General features: G+C 61.5%; 15 protein-coding genes. 6 read left to right on the top strand and 9 right to left on the bottom strand.

The genetic code is table 11. The annotated features are described in order from the left end of the window. Positions 1-382 (top strand): hypothetical protein (locus tag VKS22_08105; protein HLW70573.1); only part of this gene is annotated, 382 nt, incomplete at its 5' end. An 84-nt stretch (positions 383-466) separates the two neighbouring features. Here the strand turns inward: VKS22_08105 and VKS22_08110 are convergent. Beyond that, positions 467-1432: a DUF445 family protein gene (locus VKS22_08110; GenBank protein HLW70574.1), complete on the bottom strand. Its 966-nt coding sequence runs from the start codon at positions 1430-1432 to the stop codon at positions 467-469. Between the two features lie 288 nt (positions 1433-1720). Here VKS22_08110 and VKS22_08115 point away from each other — a divergent pair, with 288 nt between their 5' ends. Further along, on the top strand, positions 1721-2137 hold the full coding sequence (locus VKS22_08115) for a hypothetical protein (GenBank protein HLW70575.1): 417 nt from the start codon (positions 1721-1723) through the stop codon (positions 2135-2137). 36 nt (positions 2138-2173) lie between these two features. Here the strand turns inward: VKS22_08115 and VKS22_08120 are convergent, their stop codons facing one another. The 3 genes from VKS22_08120 to VKS22_08130 form a co-directional block, all read right to left on the bottom strand. Beyond that, positions 2174-3910 (bottom strand): amidohydrolase family protein, encoded by a 1737-nt coding sequence (locus VKS22_08120; protein ID HLW70576.1) that lies wholly within the window; start codon positions 3908-3910, stop codon positions 2174-2176. A gap of 71 nt (positions 3911-3981) precedes the next feature. Beyond that, positions 3982-4557 carry a PRC-barrel domain-containing protein gene (locus tag VKS22_08125; GenBank protein HLW70577.1) on the bottom strand — a complete coding sequence of 192 codons (576 nt, stop codon included), beginning with the start codon at positions 4555-4557 and terminating at the stop codon, positions 3982-3984. Positions 4558-4914: 357 nt separating this feature from the next. Next, complete coding sequence (locus VKS22_08130; GenBank protein HLW70578.1) at positions 4915-5451, bottom strand: ferritin-like domain-containing protein; 537 nt, start codon at positions 5449-5451, stop codon at positions 4915-4917. 299 nt (positions 5452-5750) lie between these two features. Between VKS22_08130 and VKS22_08135 the strand changes: the two genes are divergently transcribed. From VKS22_08135 to VKS22_08145, 3 genes are read left to right on the top strand one after another with little or no spacing between them, the layout of a single operon-like run. Then, on the top strand, positions 5751-6923 hold the full coding sequence (locus VKS22_08135; GenBank protein HLW70579.1) for an acyl-CoA dehydrogenase family protein: 1173 nt from the start codon (positions 5751-5753) through the stop codon (positions 6921-6923). Between the two features lie 2 nt (positions 6924-6925). Further along, on the top strand, positions 6926-8170 hold the full coding sequence (locus tag VKS22_08140; GenBank protein ID HLW70580.1) for an acyl-CoA dehydrogenase family protein: 1245 nt from the start codon (positions 6926-6928) through the stop codon (positions 8168-8170). Between the two features lie 53 nt (positions 8171-8223). Next, positions 8224-9099: an LLM class F420-dependent oxidoreductase gene (locus tag VKS22_08145; GenBank protein HLW70581.1), complete on the top strand. Its 876-nt coding sequence runs from the start codon at positions 8224-8226 to the stop codon at positions 9097-9099. 30 nt (positions 9100-9129) lie between these two features. On the opposite strand, the gene VKS22_08150 is transcribed toward VKS22_08145, so the two are convergent. The 4 genes from VKS22_08150 to VKS22_08165 form a co-directional block, all read right to left on the bottom strand. Then, positions 9130-9879 (bottom strand): copper resistance protein B, encoded by a 750-nt coding sequence (locus tag VKS22_08150; GenBank protein ID HLW70582.1) that lies wholly within the window; start codon positions 9877-9879, stop codon positions 9130-9132. An 11-nt stretch (positions 9880-9890) separates the two neighbouring features. After that, on the bottom strand, positions 9891-11813 hold the full coding sequence (locus VKS22_08155) for a copper resistance system multicopper oxidase (GenBank protein HLW70583.1): 1923 nt from the start codon (positions 11811-11813) through the stop codon (positions 9891-9893). A 158-nt stretch (positions 11814-11971) separates the two neighbouring features. Beyond that, complete coding sequence (locus VKS22_08160) at positions 11972-15322, bottom strand: transglutaminase family protein (GenBank protein HLW70584.1); 3351 nt, start codon at positions 15320-15322, stop codon at positions 11972-11974. A gap of 102 nt (positions 15323-15424) precedes the next feature. Further along, a complete protein-coding gene (locus VKS22_08165; protein ID HLW70585.1) occupies positions 15425-16300 on the bottom strand; it encodes a transglutaminase family protein in 876 nt (291 codons plus the stop codon). 174 nt (positions 16301-16474) lie between these two features. On the opposite strand from VKS22_08165, the gene VKS22_08170 reads away from it, so the two are divergent. Next, positions 16475-17641, top strand: coding sequence for an acyl-CoA dehydrogenase family protein (locus VKS22_08170; GenBank protein ID HLW70586.1), 1167 nt, complete (start codon positions 16475-16477; stop codon positions 17639-17641). A 100-nt stretch (positions 17642-17741) separates the two neighbouring features. Here the strand turns inward: VKS22_08170 and VKS22_08175 are convergent. Then, positions 17742-17931 (bottom strand): hypothetical protein (locus VKS22_08175; protein HLW70587.1); only part of this gene is annotated, 190 nt, incomplete at its 5' end.

Consider the following 17931-nt stretch of genomic DNA (forward strand, 5'->3'; position numbering starts at 1 on the left):
GTGGGGCATCGCCCGCGACCTCGCCACCAGCTCCAGCTTCCGCCCCACCGGACTCGCCCTCCAGATGCTCAACAGCGCCGTCGGCGGCGCTTTCTACCCGGTCAGCGCCAGCGGCCCAGGCGCCGGCGGCCTCAACGCCGCGGCCTTCTTCAACAATCGTAAATGGTCCTTCGCCATCACCTCCGCCAACTCGACCCCCACCACGGTCTCAATCACGATGCCGAGCATCGGGATCGCGCCGACGCAGGCCTCGCAACTCTCCGCATCCAGCGCTACCTCGACCAATGAGAGTTCCACAGAGGTCACCATCGCTCCGGCCGACTTGACGGGCGCCCTCCAAGTCACCGTCCCGGCTTACGGCTTCGTCGTCCTCACCCCGTAAATCAGTCTTCGGATTTTTCTCGACCGCCGGGCGAGCAGCACTCCGCTGCCCGCCCGGCGGTTAACCATAGATCCTCGGTCATAGCTAGCCGAGAGCGTGGAGGCGCGCCACGAAGACCGTCCCGTGATGCATGATGATGCGTGAGAGCGCGAACAGCAGTCCAAAGAACGCGCCGAAGATCCCGCCGTTGACGCGAATCCAGTCCAGATGCGCGCGGGTTTTCGACTCGATCTGAATTTTGATCTGCTCGTCGGAAAGCAGCGCGAGATTTTCGCGCACCATATGCGAGATCTGGCCCCGGCTAGCATCGACCGCGCGTCGAACGATCCCATCAATTAACCGCCGCGCGAGTTGGTAGGCGTAACTCGATGGGTCGCGGAGTTGATGACCGAATTCGTGGATTGCACTCTCGACTGTTTCCGCCAACTCCAGGTCGCGACGCAGCTCCGGCAACCGCTGGAGCAAATTCGCGACCAGCCGCGTGCTGAGCGATTCCAGGCCTAAACGGCGCGCCCCCGCATAGAGCCTCGCGAAGGTCTTCGGTAGCGCTTTTCCAAGGATAGTTTCGAGGCGCTCGCGGGAGTCCGGCGAAGCAAGATAGTGCAGGACGCGTTCCAGGAGAGGGTCGAGTCCCTGCTCTCCGATAAGAGCCTCGAGCCGAATATCTTCCAGATAGCTGCCCAGACGGCCCACCAGATTCATCTCGTTCAGCCTCTGTCCGATCATCTGGGGCGTGAGCCATTCGTTCTCGATAGTAGAGGCTATGCCCTCGATCAGCTTCGCTCGATTGCGCGGCAGCACACCCGAGTTAGGCAAGTACCAGCGCTGTTCGAAGATCATTTTGAGCGCGAGGTAATCGCACAGTCCGCCGATAAGCGCCGCCTCCGCAATCGAGACCGCCACATCACCCGTCAGCTTCCAGGGCGTCAACCTCATCACAAGCCAACTCGCCACGTAGGCAACACCCGATAGCGCCAACGTCAGATTCCCTTTGTGGGAAAGCAGAAACTGCCCGTATCCGTGCGATTCATCGGCACACCGCGTTTTCATCGCACGATCGTAACACACTGAATCGGTCGGGTTGGTTGCTGCCGCAGCGGAGTGCGCGACAGGGCTGACGGATCAGGCTCTCCCGCATTGAGCGGCATCGCAAGCGTCGTTGGCAATTGCCGACGCATCCCTCTTGCGCGGTGAATCGCCTATCGCGTGGGCATCTGCCGTCGCCGTCAGCATGTGGCCACGTTTCATGCCAAGCTGAGCCCGTTATATTGACGGTCCGGCTTTTGCTGCTCCTAACACAAGCTGAAGTGGCTCGGTACTGGGCCGAGGAGCGGAGAGATGGAGAGTACAGCGACACGATCTTTTGATGAATTCGCCAACTTCTATAGAGCGACATGGATCGGTCTGCCCTCGGCGATGTTCAGACAGATGTTCGGCGTCAAAGGTGAGGATGTCCGCGCCGCGGCGTGGCGAGCCTACGATTCCTGGGTCGTTCTGATGAACGAGACCACCAATCAGCTCTACTCGAATCGTGTTTTCGCGGATGCGGTCGGTCGCGCATTCGAGACCGGGCTGATGATACAGCACATAGGCGATCAGCTAGCGACCGTTGCGAGTTCTGTTTTAGCCTCTGCGCCCGAATCCGTTGCCGTCGGTAACGACACTGCGAGCAACCTCGCGGCCAGTCAGAGTCGTCCTGGTGGCCGCTCAGCAACCACAGGCCGTCCGCGTCACTCAACCGCGAAGGCCGCCTGAAGTCCAACGCCGCCGCCCATCGTCCGGCTTGAAAGTTCAGCTTGCGTGGCGCAATTGCGGCTTGGTCGAATTGCTTCCCTGGCGGAGCAGCAAGCCCGGCGTGAGCTCGGTGGGTTCGCCATCCAGAAAGGTAACCTCGCCGTTGACCATGATGTAGCGATAGCCGCGGGCGCGTTGCACACGTCGCCATTCGCCGCCCGGGAGATCGTGCACCACCTTACTGGGCTCCATCCCCAAGCAGTCGTAGTCGTAAATCACGATATCTGCCGCGTGGCCCTCGCGCAGAACCCCGCGATCGGCGAGCCCCGCGCACATCGCCGGCCACGCACTCAATTTCCAATGCGCTTCCTCCAGGCTCAGCATGTTGTGGTCGCGGATAAATGAGGCCAGAAACTCAGTCGGATAGCGCCCGCCGCAGTAGAACTTGGTGTGGGCGCCGCCGTCGGAGAGACCCGGAATAGTGTATGGGTAGTTGACGACTTCCTTCAGCAGGTCCAGACGCGTGTGCGGCGGAGGCGCGTCGAATACCGTACGCAGTTCATCGGCGATCGCGATTTCGAGCATCGCGTCGACGATATGCATCTCCATCTTTCCGCCGGCGTCTTTCAGAGTCAAACCCTGCAAGTGCTCGAAACGAGGGGAATAGACTTTCTGGATTACAAAATTTTCCAAATCACCGGTCACCAGTCGTTGACCGTTGGCGTAATCCTTGAGGGCTGCGCGGCGCCGCGGGTCGCTCAGCTTTTTTAGCCGCTCCTGACTGCTGCCCAGTGTCGCCTCGCGCCAGGCTTCGGAGTCGTCAAAGAGGTTCCAGTCGGCGAGGGTAAAGGTAAAACTAGTGGTATTGGTATGAGCCTGCGGGTAGATGCGCAAGCCGTTGGCGTGGCAATGTTCGAACCAGGCGATCAGAAAGCGATGGATTTGCGGTTCGCGATCAAATGAAAGGAGCGCCTGGTAGAGCAGCGGACGCCGGCTCAATTCGGCCAGCGTTTCGATCTCTTTCAGATCGTGAAAGGGGTCCGCGGTGGCCATCGACAACTGGATGAAACCCGCGTTGCGCCGGCTCAGCTCGCGCGCCAGCGTGCGGCAGATTTCGTCACCCATCACATCGGTGACCATCGGCGTCCCGTCATAATCGCGCTGGAGGCAGACCGGACCAGCCGGGTGCAAACGCTGCGCCGACCAACCGCATGCGCCTGCGTCCATAGCTTGATTGAAAAGGCGGACAATCTCTCGCTCTTCGGCAGCGGTGGGCGTCCGCTGCTTGGCCTCCTCGGGACTGCCCATCACCCACGTAATAAGCGGGCTGAGCGGGACGCAAGCCTGCAAATTGACGCCCTTCGGCCGCCGCTCGAGACTATCGAGGAACTGCGGGAACGTAACCCAGTCCCAAGGCAGACCGGCCTTCATCGAGGCGTAGGGAATCGCCTCCACGCGAGTCATGGTCAGCATCGCCCGCTCGCGCTGTTCGGACCGCACGGGGGCGAAGCCAAAGCCGCAGTTGCCGATCGCGGCCGTGGTCACGCCATGCCATCCGGAAATCGAGCAATAGGGATCCCAGAAAACTTGCGCGTCGTAATGGGTGTGTAGGTCGACAAATCCAGGAGCGACAATCAACCCCGAGGCATCGATCTCACGCCGGCCATCGCTCGCGGCAAGCTCGCCGATCTCGCTGATTCTCCCATCTTTGACGCCGATATCGCCGCAGTAGCGAGGAGCCCGGGTCCCATCGATGATCATACCGTGCTTAATTACCGTATCGAACCGGGGCATTCGCTATCCTTCACGACTCAGCGCCAAACCGTCGATGATTCGCTAAGCTTATCCGAGGCTTGCGAGGCGCGCTACTTGATCCGCGATTTCCCGATCACCTCAGCTTGACGCAAATCCGCACCTTCCGGCGAGTCAATCACGCGACGTGCTTCGCGCGCCTGCACTTCCACTTCACTATCGGAGAGAGCCGCCGTATCACCATCGTAACGACGGCCGGCCTCAACACTGTAGTCACCCGAACCACCAGTTGGCGGCGTACTCGCGGGTGCGCCGGACTCACCCCAGTAGTCGCTGACGTCTTCTGTGAATGATGGGTTGGTCATGTCGGGCCAGTGATCCTTGTCGAAACCAGGGGCGTTCATTAGCCTCTCTTTATCGACGTCGAGGATGAAGCATTTATTGTCCTCGTCGAGCGTCAGCGCCTGCCATGGAATTGCAAAGAGCCGCTCGCCCAGTCCGAGAAAACCGCCAACGGCCAAGGCTGCGTAGGCGACACGGCCCGAGGGCACATCAATCATGATTTCCCTGATCGACCCAACGTTTTCGTTGGATCGATTCCGCACCGAATCTTTTGCCAGGGTGCTGGCTGAGAGCACGCGTCGGAACGGGATTGAAGAGTCGGTATGTATGATATTCTGTTCGCGCATGATTATTCTCCTTAGAGTAGTTTCGGGACCGCACCGGAATCGGAGACTCGGCGCCGGTTGAGGATCTCAAGTTAAAAATTGAGCAATGCGCGCCATTAGCAATTTGCGAGTAATTAATGGGCGCGCTGGTCATGATTGATCGCGATTGATCGCGAAAAAGCCTAATAACGATATACTTGACCCAGTGTCTCGCCAACTATGAATTTTATACTTGGTTGAGCCGGTGCCGGACGCCTTGGCTTAATTTGTATAAGGACGACCGGGATACTCCACATCCTCGGAAACTATTGAGGCCGATCGGCCATGACCGCTGCTGAGGCAGGACTTTGCGCTCGTCAGATACTTCGAGTGATTCGCTTATTCTCGAAGCGGCAGCTTATTGAAGAGCTTTTGCATATCTGCGGCATGTTGCTCTTCAACCGATAGGATATCGGCCATCAGCTTGCGGGTGGTGACGTCGTTCTCGCCTAGCCACCTGACGATCTCGGAATAAGACTCGACCGCGATTCGCTCGGCAATTAAATCCTCGCGAATCATCTCTTGAATCGTGGTTGCTCCGGTGTACTGCGAAAGGCTGCGCGCCGTCAGACTTTCAGGATTGAAATCAGGCGTGCCATTCAATTCAACAATCCGTTCAGCGATGCGATCGGCGTGCTGCTGCGCTTCCTGGGCATGTTCGAGGAATTCCTGTTTGACGGCTCCAACCTTGAGCCCGGTTGCGGTATAATAGTGCCGCTTATAACGAAGTGCACACATCAATTCAGTGGCCAAGACCGTATTCAGGGTCGCCACGACCTCGGCACGGTCGGCGTTATATTCGTCAGTGACCGCGCCCGCCTCGATATGTTTGAGAGCTCGCTGCCTTAATCCTGCCACGTCATTTAAAACGCCCATAGTTTTTCGCTCCTATAGAACTCTGCGCAACCATCGTGCCACGCGCAAAACCCTTCCAATGGTGTTCGGATGCCAATGTTTCGACTTCTACAATCAAAGATTCCGGTAAACATTGCAGCATCCAAGGCTGACGACGTTGCCGATGGCTCAGCCTCCGATGAGGCCATGAGGCCCAGGATGATCAGTGCGCAAGAACCATAAGCGCCGCGCGCACGTCCGAGCGGATCATTGATGCGTGCACCTGATTCGTGGCATTACACGATCATCCTCAGAACTCGCAACGAAGAATTGCAAAAGCGATGAGCGCATCAAACGAATCAAGCGCCGAGGCCAGCCGCCGCGTCCAGTTCGCCTTCACCACCGAGCAGGAGCAGTTCCGCGCTGCGCTGCGGCGGTTTCTCACAGATAAATCGCCGACGACTGAGGTTCGACGCCTCATGGCCACTGCCGAGGGCTACGATCCCGAGGTTTGGCGCCAATTGAGCGCGGCGCTCGCGCTCCCCGGTATCCACGTACCGGAGCAATATGGCGGCGCGGGATTCGGCATGGTCGAGCTGGGCATCGTGACGGAGGAACTTGGTCGCGCGTTGCTGTGTGCGCCTTATTTCTCCACGGCGGTGCTCGCGGCTAACGCTATTCTGAACGCAGGAACCGAAGCGCAGAAATCGAGCTTGATTCCGGACCTCGTAAGCGGCGCGCGATTGGCGACGCTCGCGGTCACCGAGCTCGATGGCAATTGGGATACGCAGGCGATCAATCTCGTCGCTACTCCGGATGGGGACGGATACCGCCTGGACGGGGTCAAGAGTTATGTCGTGGACGGCCATGTGGCGGACCTGCTCGTCGTTGCCGCACGCCTACCCAAGACGGTCGGCGCCGAGGGCCTGGCGCTGTTCACACTGAACGCGAACGCCGGCGGCGTTGAACGTCATCTGCTGGAATCGATGGATCCTACTCGCAAGTTGGCGCGTATCGATTTTCACGGCGCGCACGCGCAATTACTCGGCAACCTCGATAACGGCGGAACGCCGTTACTGCGAACGCTGGACCAGGCGGCGATTGCGCTCGCCAACGAGATGGTAGGTGGCGCTCAGGCGTTGTTCGAGTCGGCAGTGAACTATACGAAGCTGCGGGTTCAGTTTGGGCGCACGATCGGTTCGTTTCAGGCGATTAAGCACAAGTGCGCCGACATGCTGCTGGACGTCGAGCTGGCAAAATCGGCGGCTTATTACGCGGCTCAGGCCGCGGCGGTGGACGATCCGGAATGGCCTGCGCTGGCGAGTCTGGCGAAGGCGGCGACGTCGGAAACCTATATGCGGATCGCAGCCGATTGCATCCAGATTCATGGCGGCATCGGCTTCACCTGGGATAACGACACGCATCTCTGGTTCAAGCGCGCGAAAAGCTCCGAAGTCTTCCTCGGGCAGCCGAGTTACCATCGGGAGCTCCTGATGCAGCGCTGGGGAGTTTGAGCATGGACAAGATCAGCGAAGCCGACGTGCGAGCCGAGGTGCGGGCCTGGCTCGCGGCCCATTGGGATCCCGAGATGTCGCTGGTGGCGTGGCGTGGAATGCTCGCGGATTCCGGCTGGGGGATGCCGCAGTGGCCGCAGGCATGGTACGGCCGGGGCTTGCCGGTCGGGTTGGTTCGCGTGGTGGAAGAGGAATTTGCCGCGGTGGGCGCGGTGGGCGCGGCGAAATCGGGCGTGCGGCTGTTGGCGGCAGCCACGCTGCTCGAGCATGGATCTGATCTGCAAAAAAAGAAGTTTCTCCGCCGCATTCTCACCGGAGAAGATGCCTGGTGCCAGCTCTTCAGCGAGCCTGGCAGCGGCTCTGATCTGGCGGGCGCGACGACCCGCGCAGAATTGAACGGCGACCATTGGATCATCAACGGACAGAAGGTCTGGACGACGAGTGCCCATCATGCCGATCACGGCCTGTTGCTGGCGCGCACGGATTGGGACGCGCCCAAACATGAGGGGCTGTCGTACTTCGTGATCGACATCAGGCAGCCAGGCGTCGATGTGCAGCCGCTCAAGCAAATGAATGGGCACGCGTCATTCAACCAGGTGTTCTTCACCGACGCGACGGTGCCGGCGGAGAACCTGGTCGCCGGCGTCGGCGACGGCTGGAAGGTCGCGATGACGACCCTCGCTCACGAGCGCCGCGGCGCCGACGGGCTGGCGCCACCGTCGAAGCGCGGCACGCGGCAGGGACGAATCCACGCCGAGGAGCGCGCCGAACTCGACAAGGCCAACCAGCCGTACAAATGGTATCCGCAGCGCGCCGGTCGCGTGGACCTCGTCATCGAGCGCGCCAAAGAGACCGGCGCGAACAAGGATCCTCACGTCCGCCAGGAAATCGCCAAGTTGATGATCATGGCGAAGTCGGCCGAATGGACCGCGCGCCGCGCCCGCGCCGCTCAACGACAGGGACGGCCGCAGGGCCCGGAAGGCTCGCTGGGAAAGCTGGCGGCCAGCAATGTCGCCCGCGCCGCTGCGCACGTCCATACGATGATTACCGGGACCGCAGCGATGCTCACTGGCGGCGGGAGTCCGCGTGAGGGAATCATCGCCGAGATTCTGGTTTCGGTGCCTGCGGTCTCGATCGCGGGCGGCACCGACGAGATCCAGCGCAACATCATCGCCGAGCGTGTACTCGAACTACCAAAAGAGCCGCGGTTCGACACCGGCCCGTTCCGCAACGTGCGCCGGAACTAGCCGGCGCCGTTCAACGATCATGTTGCGCGCGTTGTCGCGTGAAGGAGCTGCTGATGAAAATTGGAGTGATGATCGCGGCGACGGCCGAAAGCGGAAACTTGGCGGAGATCGCTCGCGAGGCTGAAAACCTGGGCTACGAGTCGTTCTTCATACCTGAACATCCCGTCATTCCCGTCGGCTTCAAGACAGCGCCGCCGGGTGGTGGCGCGCTGCCCGAGCATTACGGACGCTGGATGGATCCATTTGTCGGGCTGGCGCTGGCCGCGGGTGTCACGCGGCGGATTAAGCTCGGCACCGGGATCTGCCTGCTACCCGAGCGCGAACCACTGGTGACCGCCAAAATGATCGCGACGCTGGATATTGTCTCGGGCGGCCGAATCATACTCGGTGTCGGCGCGGGTTGGCTCAAGGAGGAGACGGAGGCGACTGGCGCGAATTTCGGGACACGGTGGAAACGGCTGCGCGAAACCGTCGAAGCGCTACGCCTCTTATGGACGGACGCGGAGGCGAGCTATCAGGGCGATATCGTCCGTTTTCCGGTGGTGCGCTGCGATCCGAAGCCGATCCAGAAGGGCGGCCCGCCGATCCTACTTGGCGCCCACGGGCCAAAAGGCCGTGAGCGGGTGGCACGTACATACGACGGCTGGTGCCCACTCGCCGCCAAACCAGAGAGCTTCAAGCGCGACGTCGCCGAACTGCGCAAACTCGTCGCCGAGCGCGGCCGTAACCCGGACTCGCTTCATATCATGGCGTTCGTTTCGCCCGGCGACGATGGTATCTCGAGTGACCAGCTCAAGCTCTACGCGGAGACCGGCGCCGAGCGCCTGGTGCTCTTCTCGCAGCGCGATGCGATCGCGATGGCGCAGGGACGGACGCTGGAGATAATTCGCCGGCTCGCGCCGACCGTCGAGCGCGCCGCGCAGCTCTAGCCTCGCAGATGGAATGATCAGCCGCCTGCTCTAGTACCAGAGGCGAAGGCCATAGATGAAACGCGGATCATTGGGGTTGCCGCCTTCCTCGCGCGTGAAGGTAGCGGTGTCCCCGAATGTGCCGGTATAAGCGACGCCGACATACGGCGCGAACTTGCGGCTGATTTCGTAGCGGATGCGCAGGCCAGTATCGATCTCCGAGAGGCCCGAGCCGACGCTGCGGCGCCGGTCGCTTTTGCTGTAAAAATTCATTTCGATTTGCGGCTGCGCGATGAGGCGGTTCGTAATCAGGAGATCATAGGAGCCGTTTATTCGCCCGGCGAAATGGCCTTTGTCGCTAAAGTAGAAGGTCGGCGCGAATTGAAACCAATAAGGCGCCAGACCTTCGACGCCGATAGCTCCCCAGGCGCGTCCGGGATTGGAATCCAAGTCGTAACGCACGCCTGCTTGAACGTCGAAGAACCTGAAGTGTGGTATCGGCCGATCATACAGCACTTCCTGATCGCCATCGGTCATTTTGCCATGCTCGACGAAGCCTTCGGACTTGAACCAGAGCTTGTTCATGTCGGTGCCGGCCCAGCCCTCACCGTCCCAACGAAATTCATTATCGGGCCCATTGGTGCGGCCTTCGAGTTCATCGAATAGCAGATGGTAGAAGATCGTGTCGTCCATGACGGGCGGTTCTCCGTACTGCGTGTAAACTGGCGTCGCAGGACTCGACGATTGAGCGTTAGCGGCAGCGCCGGCGATCGTCACCGCGGCCACGATCAGGCAAGTCATTGCGGCCATCCTCACGAGACGATCACGGCGCGAAACATGCCCGCCTCCATGTGGTAGAGCAGATGACAATGGAAGGCCCACTGGCCCGGTGTATCAGCACTGACCAGGAAACTCAGCCGCTCGCCGCCCTTAACATTGAGGGTGTGTTTGTATGGTCGGAACTCACCATTGCCGTTTTCCAGCTCGCTCCAGAGCCCGTGAAGATGAATCGGGTGTTCCATCATCGTGTCGTTGACCAGAATGATGCGGACGCGCTCGCCGAGCTGCAGCCGGATCGGCTCGGCATCGCTGAATTTCTCGCCATTGAACCCCCATATGAAGCGTTGCATGTTGCCGGTCAGATGGAGCTCGATTTCGCGAGCCGGCGGCCGCGGATCAGTTCCACGGTAGACCGCGCGTAAATCGGAATAGGCCAGCACACGGCGGCCCGGTGGAAAGCCTTCGCCGGGGCGCGCTAACCGATTCGTTGGCATCGCGGCGACATTATCGACTTGCGGACCGGGGCGGGCTTTTACATTTTGTGCAAGCGGCGCCTTGCTGTCGCCGAGATCGGGACCGACCACTGCGGCGCTGGTGCGCGGTCCGGGCTGCCCCGGCGCATTCTCACCCGTCATTGGCGCGCGCGACGCGACTCGAACTTCTGCGTTAGCAGGCTGCATGCTCATGCCGGGCATATTACCCATCTCCATACCCGGCATCCCGGACATATCGCCCATCTCCATGACCGGAGCCGACATATTCCCCATGCCGAACATCTGCATTCCCATATCGATCATCGTACGTTGAGGCCGCGGGTCCATGGCGGGGATTTCCGCACTCATCCCATAAGCCGGCGCGAGGGTCCCGCGCGCATAGCCAGTGCGGTCCTCGGCCTGCGCGAAGATCGTGTAGGCGCGCGCGTCTCGCGGCTGCACGATCGCGTCGTAAGTTTCGGCGACCGAAATCCGCAACTCATCGACTTCGATCGGCTCGACGTCGTTGCCGTCGGTCTGCACGATCGCCATCGGCAGGCCGGGGATGCGCACATCGAAGATGCTCATCGACGACGCATTGATGAAGCGCAGGCGCACACGCTCGTGAGGGCGAAACACGCCGGTCCAATTGGTTGCCGGCGGTTGCCCGTTAATCAGGTAGGTGTAAGTCGCCCCACTGACATCGAGAATGTCGTTGGGGCTCATGTTCATGCGGCCCCATCTAAGACGCTCCGCCGTCGTCGCCCCAAGGCCCTTCGTTCGAGCATCCGAGAGGAAAGTGCCGACCGTCGGTTGATGGAAGTTGTAGTAGTCGCTCTGTTGCTTGAGATTGCTGAAGAGAACCTCCGGATCCGTGTCGGTCCAATCCGAAAGCACCACCACGTACTCGCGATCGTAATCGACCGGATGCTTATCCTGAGGTTCGATAATGAGCGCGCCGTATTGCCCGGTCTGCTCCTGGAAGCGGCTGTGGCTGTGATACCAGTAGGTGCCGCTCTGGCGGACCGGAAACCGATAGACGAAAGTCTCGCCCGGCGGAATCCCGGGAAAGCCCAGGCCTGGGACACCGTCCATGTCTGAGGGGGTCCGAATTCCATGCCAGTGGATGGAAGATGTGTCCTTAAGCCGATTGCTGACGGCCAGCGTAACCGTGTCGCCCTCGCGCCATCGCAGGGTGGGTCCCGGGACTGAACCGTTGACCGCGGTGGCGTAGGCGGGGCGCCCGGTGTAGTTCACCGGAACCTGCTCGACGATCAGGTTGAAGGAGTTCCCCGAGAGCGTCGGAGGATCTGCCGCGTTTACGGCTGCGGATGCCGGCCATCGCCACAGATCCAAACTGGCGACTACTCCGCCGGCGAGCACGCCCTGAACAAACCGTCTGCGGGTGATCCCGCCGGAATTGGTTCCGCCACTCCCGTACGTAGCCGACCCAGACCTGCCGATGCGAGTTTCAGATGACATTGAAAACCCCCGTTGTGGACTGAAGACGCGGCCCGCGCTTGAGTCCCGGCCGTCTGCTGCTCAAGGTGGCGGTACCGCAAAACGAGCCCCAATAATCGCCCTCGGGGCGGCTATTTCAAGCGTGGTCTTCTTCAATGCCCGGTTTTGGCGGCGCTGAATTATGGTGGTGAGCGGCGCAAGTCGAGCGTCAGCGGAAACGCGGGATTAGTCTCATGCGCTGGCGTCGGCAGCGGACCCGGCGAATGGCCGAACGGGACGAAACGCGCCGCGCGCCGCGCCTCGGCCTCGTTGGCGTTGACCGGAAAGGTGTCGTAGTTGCGGCCGCCCGGATGCGCGACGTGATAGGTGCATCCGCCGACCGCGCGCCCGCTCCACGTATCCACGATATCGAAGATCAACGGCGCATGGACCGGGATCGTGGGATGCAGACATGACGGCGGTTGCCAGGCGCGATAGCGCACGCCCGCGACGAATTGCCCGCGCGTGCCGGTCGGATGGAGCGGCACGCGGCGGCCATTGCAGATCACGGCGTGGCGCTCGCCATTGAGCCCGTCGACTTTGACCTGCAGCCGCTCGACCGAGGAATCAACGTAGCGGGCGGTCCCACCGACCGTGGCTTCTTCACCGAGGACGTACCAAGGCTCCGTCGCCTGCCGCAGCTCCAGATCAATCCCCGCATAGCTGACCCGGCCGATGCGCGGATAGCGAAATTCAGTATGCGGCGCGAACCACTCGCGGTCGAAAGGGTAGCCGGCGCGGCGCAGGTCTTCGATGATGTCGTTGAAATCGCTAAGGACGAAATGCGGCAGCATAAAGCGATCGTGCAGTTGCGTGCCCCATTCGGTCGGGAGAAATCGATACGGCTCGCGCCAGAACCATACGATGAGCGCGCGCACCAGAAGCTGTTGCGTCAGGCTCATCCGCGCGTGCGGCGGCATCTCGAAGCCGCGCAATTCAACCAGCCCCAGCCGTCCGGTCGCAGAATCGGGCGAATAAAGCTTGTCGATACAGAATTCCGCGCGATGGGTATTGCCGGTGACATCGACGAGGAGGTGGCGAAAAATCCGATCGACCAGCCACGGCGGTGTCGGATGCGCGCCGGGAGCAGAAGCCTGGGCGAAGGCGATTTCGAGTTCGTAGAGACTGTCCTGGCGGGTCTCGTCGATGCGCGGCGCTTGACTGGTCGGTCCGATGAAAAGTCCCGAAAAAAGGTACGAAAGCGCCGGGTGGTTGAGCCAGTAGGCGAGCATGCTGCGCAGCAGGTCGGGCCGGCGCAGGAACGGACTGTCGGCCGGAGTGGCGGCGCCGACCGCGAAATGGTTGCCGCCGCCGGTGCCGGCATGACGCCCGTCGAGCATGAATTTCTCGCTGCCCAGACGGCAGAGCCGCGCGTCCTCGTACACTCCGGTGATGATCTCCCGCAACTCGGTCCAATTGTTGGCGGGCTGGATGTTAACTTCGATCACCCCGGGGTCCGGGGTGACGGCGAGGCGGTTGATGCGGGAATCGGCGGGCGGAGTGTAGCCCTCGATTACGATTGGCGTCTTGAGCGCGACTGCGGTGTCCTCGACCGCGCAGATCAACTCGAGATATTCAGTCGCGGAGTGAGCCGGTGGCATGAAAACATGCAGGCGGCCCTCGCGCGCTTGGACGCACAGGGCCGTCCGCACCACCCACGCGGCGGATTCGCCAATTGCCGGGATCCGGTCACGCGGCGAGTCTTGACGAGCGCGCGGCTTCGTCTCAAGAGACGGCGCTTTTTGCCACTGCGGCAACGGCTCCGAAGGCGCCATCGGATCGCTCTCAAAAAACGGCGTCAGGTCCTCCGGCGCGACCCACGGCAGGCTCGAGAGCGGTAAACGCAAGCCCAGTGGCGAATCACCCGGAACCAGATAAAGACGATCGCTGCGGAGTGTCCAGAGTCCGCTCTGCCATGCGGGGCAATCTTTATCAACTTCATGGCCGACTGCGCGTTGCAGCGGCAGCACGTAGCCGGCGGGACTATCGAGGCCGCTCTCGAAGACACGCCGCAAACGGGCGCGCTCGATCGGATCGTCGATACGGTTATCAATCGCAGCGACATTGATCGGCAGTTGACGTTCGCGCTGCTCGTAATGGACGCGATCCTCGAAGGCCGGCATTACGTATTTGGGATCGACGCCGAGCCGCTGCGCCAGAGCCTCGATAAAGCGATGTGCCTCGGGCGGACCGAAATTGTCGTCACCATCCGGGCTCGCAATGAACGCGCTGTCGCGCCAAATCGGCTCGCCGTCCTTGCGCCAGTAACAATTGAGCGCCCATCGCGGCAGAGGTTCGCCCGGATACCATTTGCCCTGTCCAAAATGGAGCAGAGCGCCGGGCGCGAAACGCTGCTGGAGACGCCGCAGCAGGCGCTCGGCGAGCTCGCGTTTTTGCGCTCCGAGCGCAGCGGTCTGCCATTCGGGATCGTCGAAGTTGTCGATCGCAACGAAGGTCGGCTCCCCACCCATCGTGAGCCGAATATCAGCCGCGCTGATCTCCGCGTCGATCGCTTCGCCGAGCGCGTCGACGCGTGCCCATTGCTCGTCAGAGTAAGGCAGCGTTACCCGTGGATCCTCATGCAGGCGGACGACCGACATCGCATGAGCAAACTCGACTTCGCACGGTCCGATCGCGCCCGCAACCGGCGCCGCGTAAGAGGCGTCGGGCGTGCTGGCCAGCGGCAGATGGCCTTCGCCGGCGAACAGCCCCGAGGTCGGATCGAGTCCGACCCAGCCCGCGCCCGGCAGATAAACCTCCGCCCATGCATGGAGATCGGCGAAGTCGCGATCCGATCCAATCGGGCCGTCGAGCGCCTTGACGTCGGGTTTGAGCTGGATCAGGTAGCCTGAGACGAAGCGCGCGGCAAGGCCGAGATTGCGCAGGATTTCGACTAGCAGCCAAGCGCTGTCGCGACACGACCCGCGGCTCAACTCGAGCGTCTCTTCGCAGGATTGGATACCCGGCTCCATGCGGATTACATAGCCGACCGCGCGCTGCACGCGTTGGTTGAGCTCGACCAGGAAGTCCACGGTAGGCCGGCGCGTGAGTTGGGTCGCAGCAATGAAGGCCGCCAACCGCGGTCCCATCGGCGGCGCGGCGAGGTTCGGCGCCAACTCCTTGACCAGACCTTCTTCGTAAGCGAAGGGAAAGGTTTCGGCGTAGGGCTCAAGGAAAAAATCAAACGGGTTGATGACGGTGATTTCCGCCACCAAGTCGGTTTCAATCGCAAAATGCCGGACCTGATTGGGGAAAACTATTCGTGCAATGAAATTATTCTGCGGATCCTGCTGCCAGTTGATGAAGTGATCACGCGGCGCGATCGTCAGGGAATACGCGGTGATCGGCGTGCGGCAATGCGGCGCGGGACGCAGCCGCACTACCTGTGGCGAGAGTGTTACGAGGCGGTCGTAACGGTAATCGGTCTGGTGATGCAACGCGACGCGGATCGCCATGATGGCTTGATTCCCGAGGCCTTGGCACGTCGCCATAGCGGCGACGCAGCGCTCTTCATGAGGGAATCAAGATTGAAAAAACGAGGCAAGTATCGCGGCTTCGAAATCCGGCGGCGCAGCTAAAAAAGCGCGCAGCGCTTAGGTTTCCGCAGTTACCTGGATATCAACTTCCATCCCGCGGAAGTCCCCCGCAGCGCCGGTCCAGCTGCCGGTAACCGGAATCGCCTGCGAGGGATCGCGCACCACCGCGACCCGGATCAGATCGCGATTCCCGACGATGCCGTTGGTCGGATCGAATTCCATCCAGCCGGCTCCGGGCAGATAGATTTGCAGCCACGCGTGGGTCGCCCCGCCGCCGAGGTTCTGTGACTGCGCTCCGGGTACATAGATGTAGCCGCTGACGAAACGGGCGGCCAGGCCGAGCGAGCGTACGGCCTCCATCATCAGGAGCGCGAAATCGCGGCAGCTTCCGCTGCGCAAACGTAAGGTCTCGACCGGCGCCTGACAGCCTTCTTCGGCGCGGGCGGCGTAGGTGAAACCGTCCGCCTTGATAGCCTTGGTCATCTGCACCAGCATCGCGAGGGTATTTGTCGGCCCTTCGGTTTGGAGAAAACGTTTGGCCCAGAGATCGACCTCATGCTCCGGATCCGGATAGTGGCGTTCGAGTGAGCGGTTCAGATCCGGCACATCGTCGGCCGAGTAGCTGAAAGGATACGTTTCCGCGTAAGACTCCAGGGCGGACGGGGGATCGCTGGACTCGAAATGGTCAAGCCGGATCGCGCTCTCGATCGACAGAAGGTCCGCCGGCGAGGCGAATGACACCACCGCCACCGAGTTGCTGAAGACGTCATGCATCCAGCGAATCGCCGCGGGCTCTGGCGTTATCGTAAGCCTGGTTTCGAGCAAGCGCAGGTCGTGACTGTCGCGCGGCCGCAGCATCAGGCGATGATCACCGAGGACGACCGGTTTGGCATAGCGATAGGTAGTGATGTGGCGAAGGCTCAAGATGCGCATGGTGGAAGACCGGAATGACGGTGTGGCTGAGTTACATTATCGCATCGCGCCCTTGCTCGTGGAACTGAGCCTGCGGCGGCGCGCGGCATCGTTGGTAATCCGGCTCACTTTTGATGTGATCGCGGAAGGGAGTGGATCAAGTATCGACTCAAGGCAGATCAGGAGAACGTATTGATGGAAGCGAAGGACGCGGCTTCGGAAGCCCGGGAAATACTCGCGGCGGTGCGCGCGCTCGAACCGGAAATCCGCGCCGCGGCTGCAACTATCGAAGCCGAACGCCGCCTGCCGCCGACGCTCGCGCGCCACCTGATGGAGGCCGGGGTCTTCCGGATGGGCGTGCCGCGCATCTACGGCGGCATGGAACTCGATCCGATCAATCAGGTGCGGGTGGTCGAGGAACTCTCACGCGTTGAAGGCTCCGTGGGCTGGCTCTCGATGATCTCGACGGCGGGCAGTTTTATCGCAGCGTTTCTCGAAGCGCCGGTCGCGCAACACTTCTTTGGCGGCGTTGAGAGCGTGCTGGCCGGACAGATTCGACCGCCGCAGCGCGCCGACCTGATCGAGGGCGGTTATCGGTTGAGCGGCACTTTTCACTTCAACAGCGGATGCCACCATGCCGGCACGATTCTTTGCGGCTGCATCATCCACGAAAATGGCGAGCCGCGCCGCCATGGCCGCAATCCCGAGTTCCGCGCCCTGCTCCTCCCGATCACCGACGTCCGGATCGTCGACGTCTGGGACACCACCGGTATGCGCGGCACCGGCAGCAACGACGTCGTCGTCAAAGACGTTTTCGTGCCTTTCGCCCACAGCACCACGATGCTGGAGCCGCCGCGCACGCCGAGCCCACTTTACGCGTTTCCGCCCCTGTTTCTGGTCTCCCACGCCGGCGTGCCGCTTGGCATCGCGCAGAGCACGCTGGATTTCGTCGAGGAGCTATGCGCGCGCAAGGGCGGCTTCGCCGTCGGCTCGCTGATGCGCGATGATGCCGTAGTTCAGGAGACCATTGCCTGGGCGGAGGCTCATCTCGGCGCTGCGCGCAGCTACGTTTACGCCACGCTGGAGGATTTGTGGGCGACTTTGTGTCGCGGCGACAAACCCTCGCCACGGCAACGCGCCCAGTATCGAATGATGATCACCTACGCTCATCAGGCGGCCAAGCAGATCATCACGACCCTGTACGATACCGCCGGCACCAGTTCGATTTTTCGCTCGGGCCGGCTCGACCGCGACCTCCGCGACATCATTACCGCGTGCCAGCACCGCGTGGTTCATTTGAAGATGTATCGCCCGGCAGGCCGCCTGTTGCTCGGCCTGGAGCCCGGCGAGGCGATGTTCTAGCCCCGCCACTTGCAGAAAGGCCCCTGCCACTGCGGCTTAGCGCGCGCAATGGCAGGGGGGCTGAGAATCGTTAACGAGATGCTGCGACGGTCTGACGGATTTATGCGGCCTCGGTGCTGACGATCTCGTCCTCCGGATAGGCCGACAGGCCGAACTCCGGTACGTCGAGCCCCTCCAGTTCGACCTCTTTCGAGACGCGCATCGGGCTGATCGCGTTCACGATCGAGAAAACTATGTAGGTGAAGGCGAAGATGTAGATCGCCATGAACGTCGCGCCGCCAATCTGCATA

This window comes from Candidatus Binataceae bacterium (assembly GCA_035308025.1).
Lineage (GTDB): Bacteria > Desulfobacterota > Binatia > Binatales > Binataceae > JAJPHI01.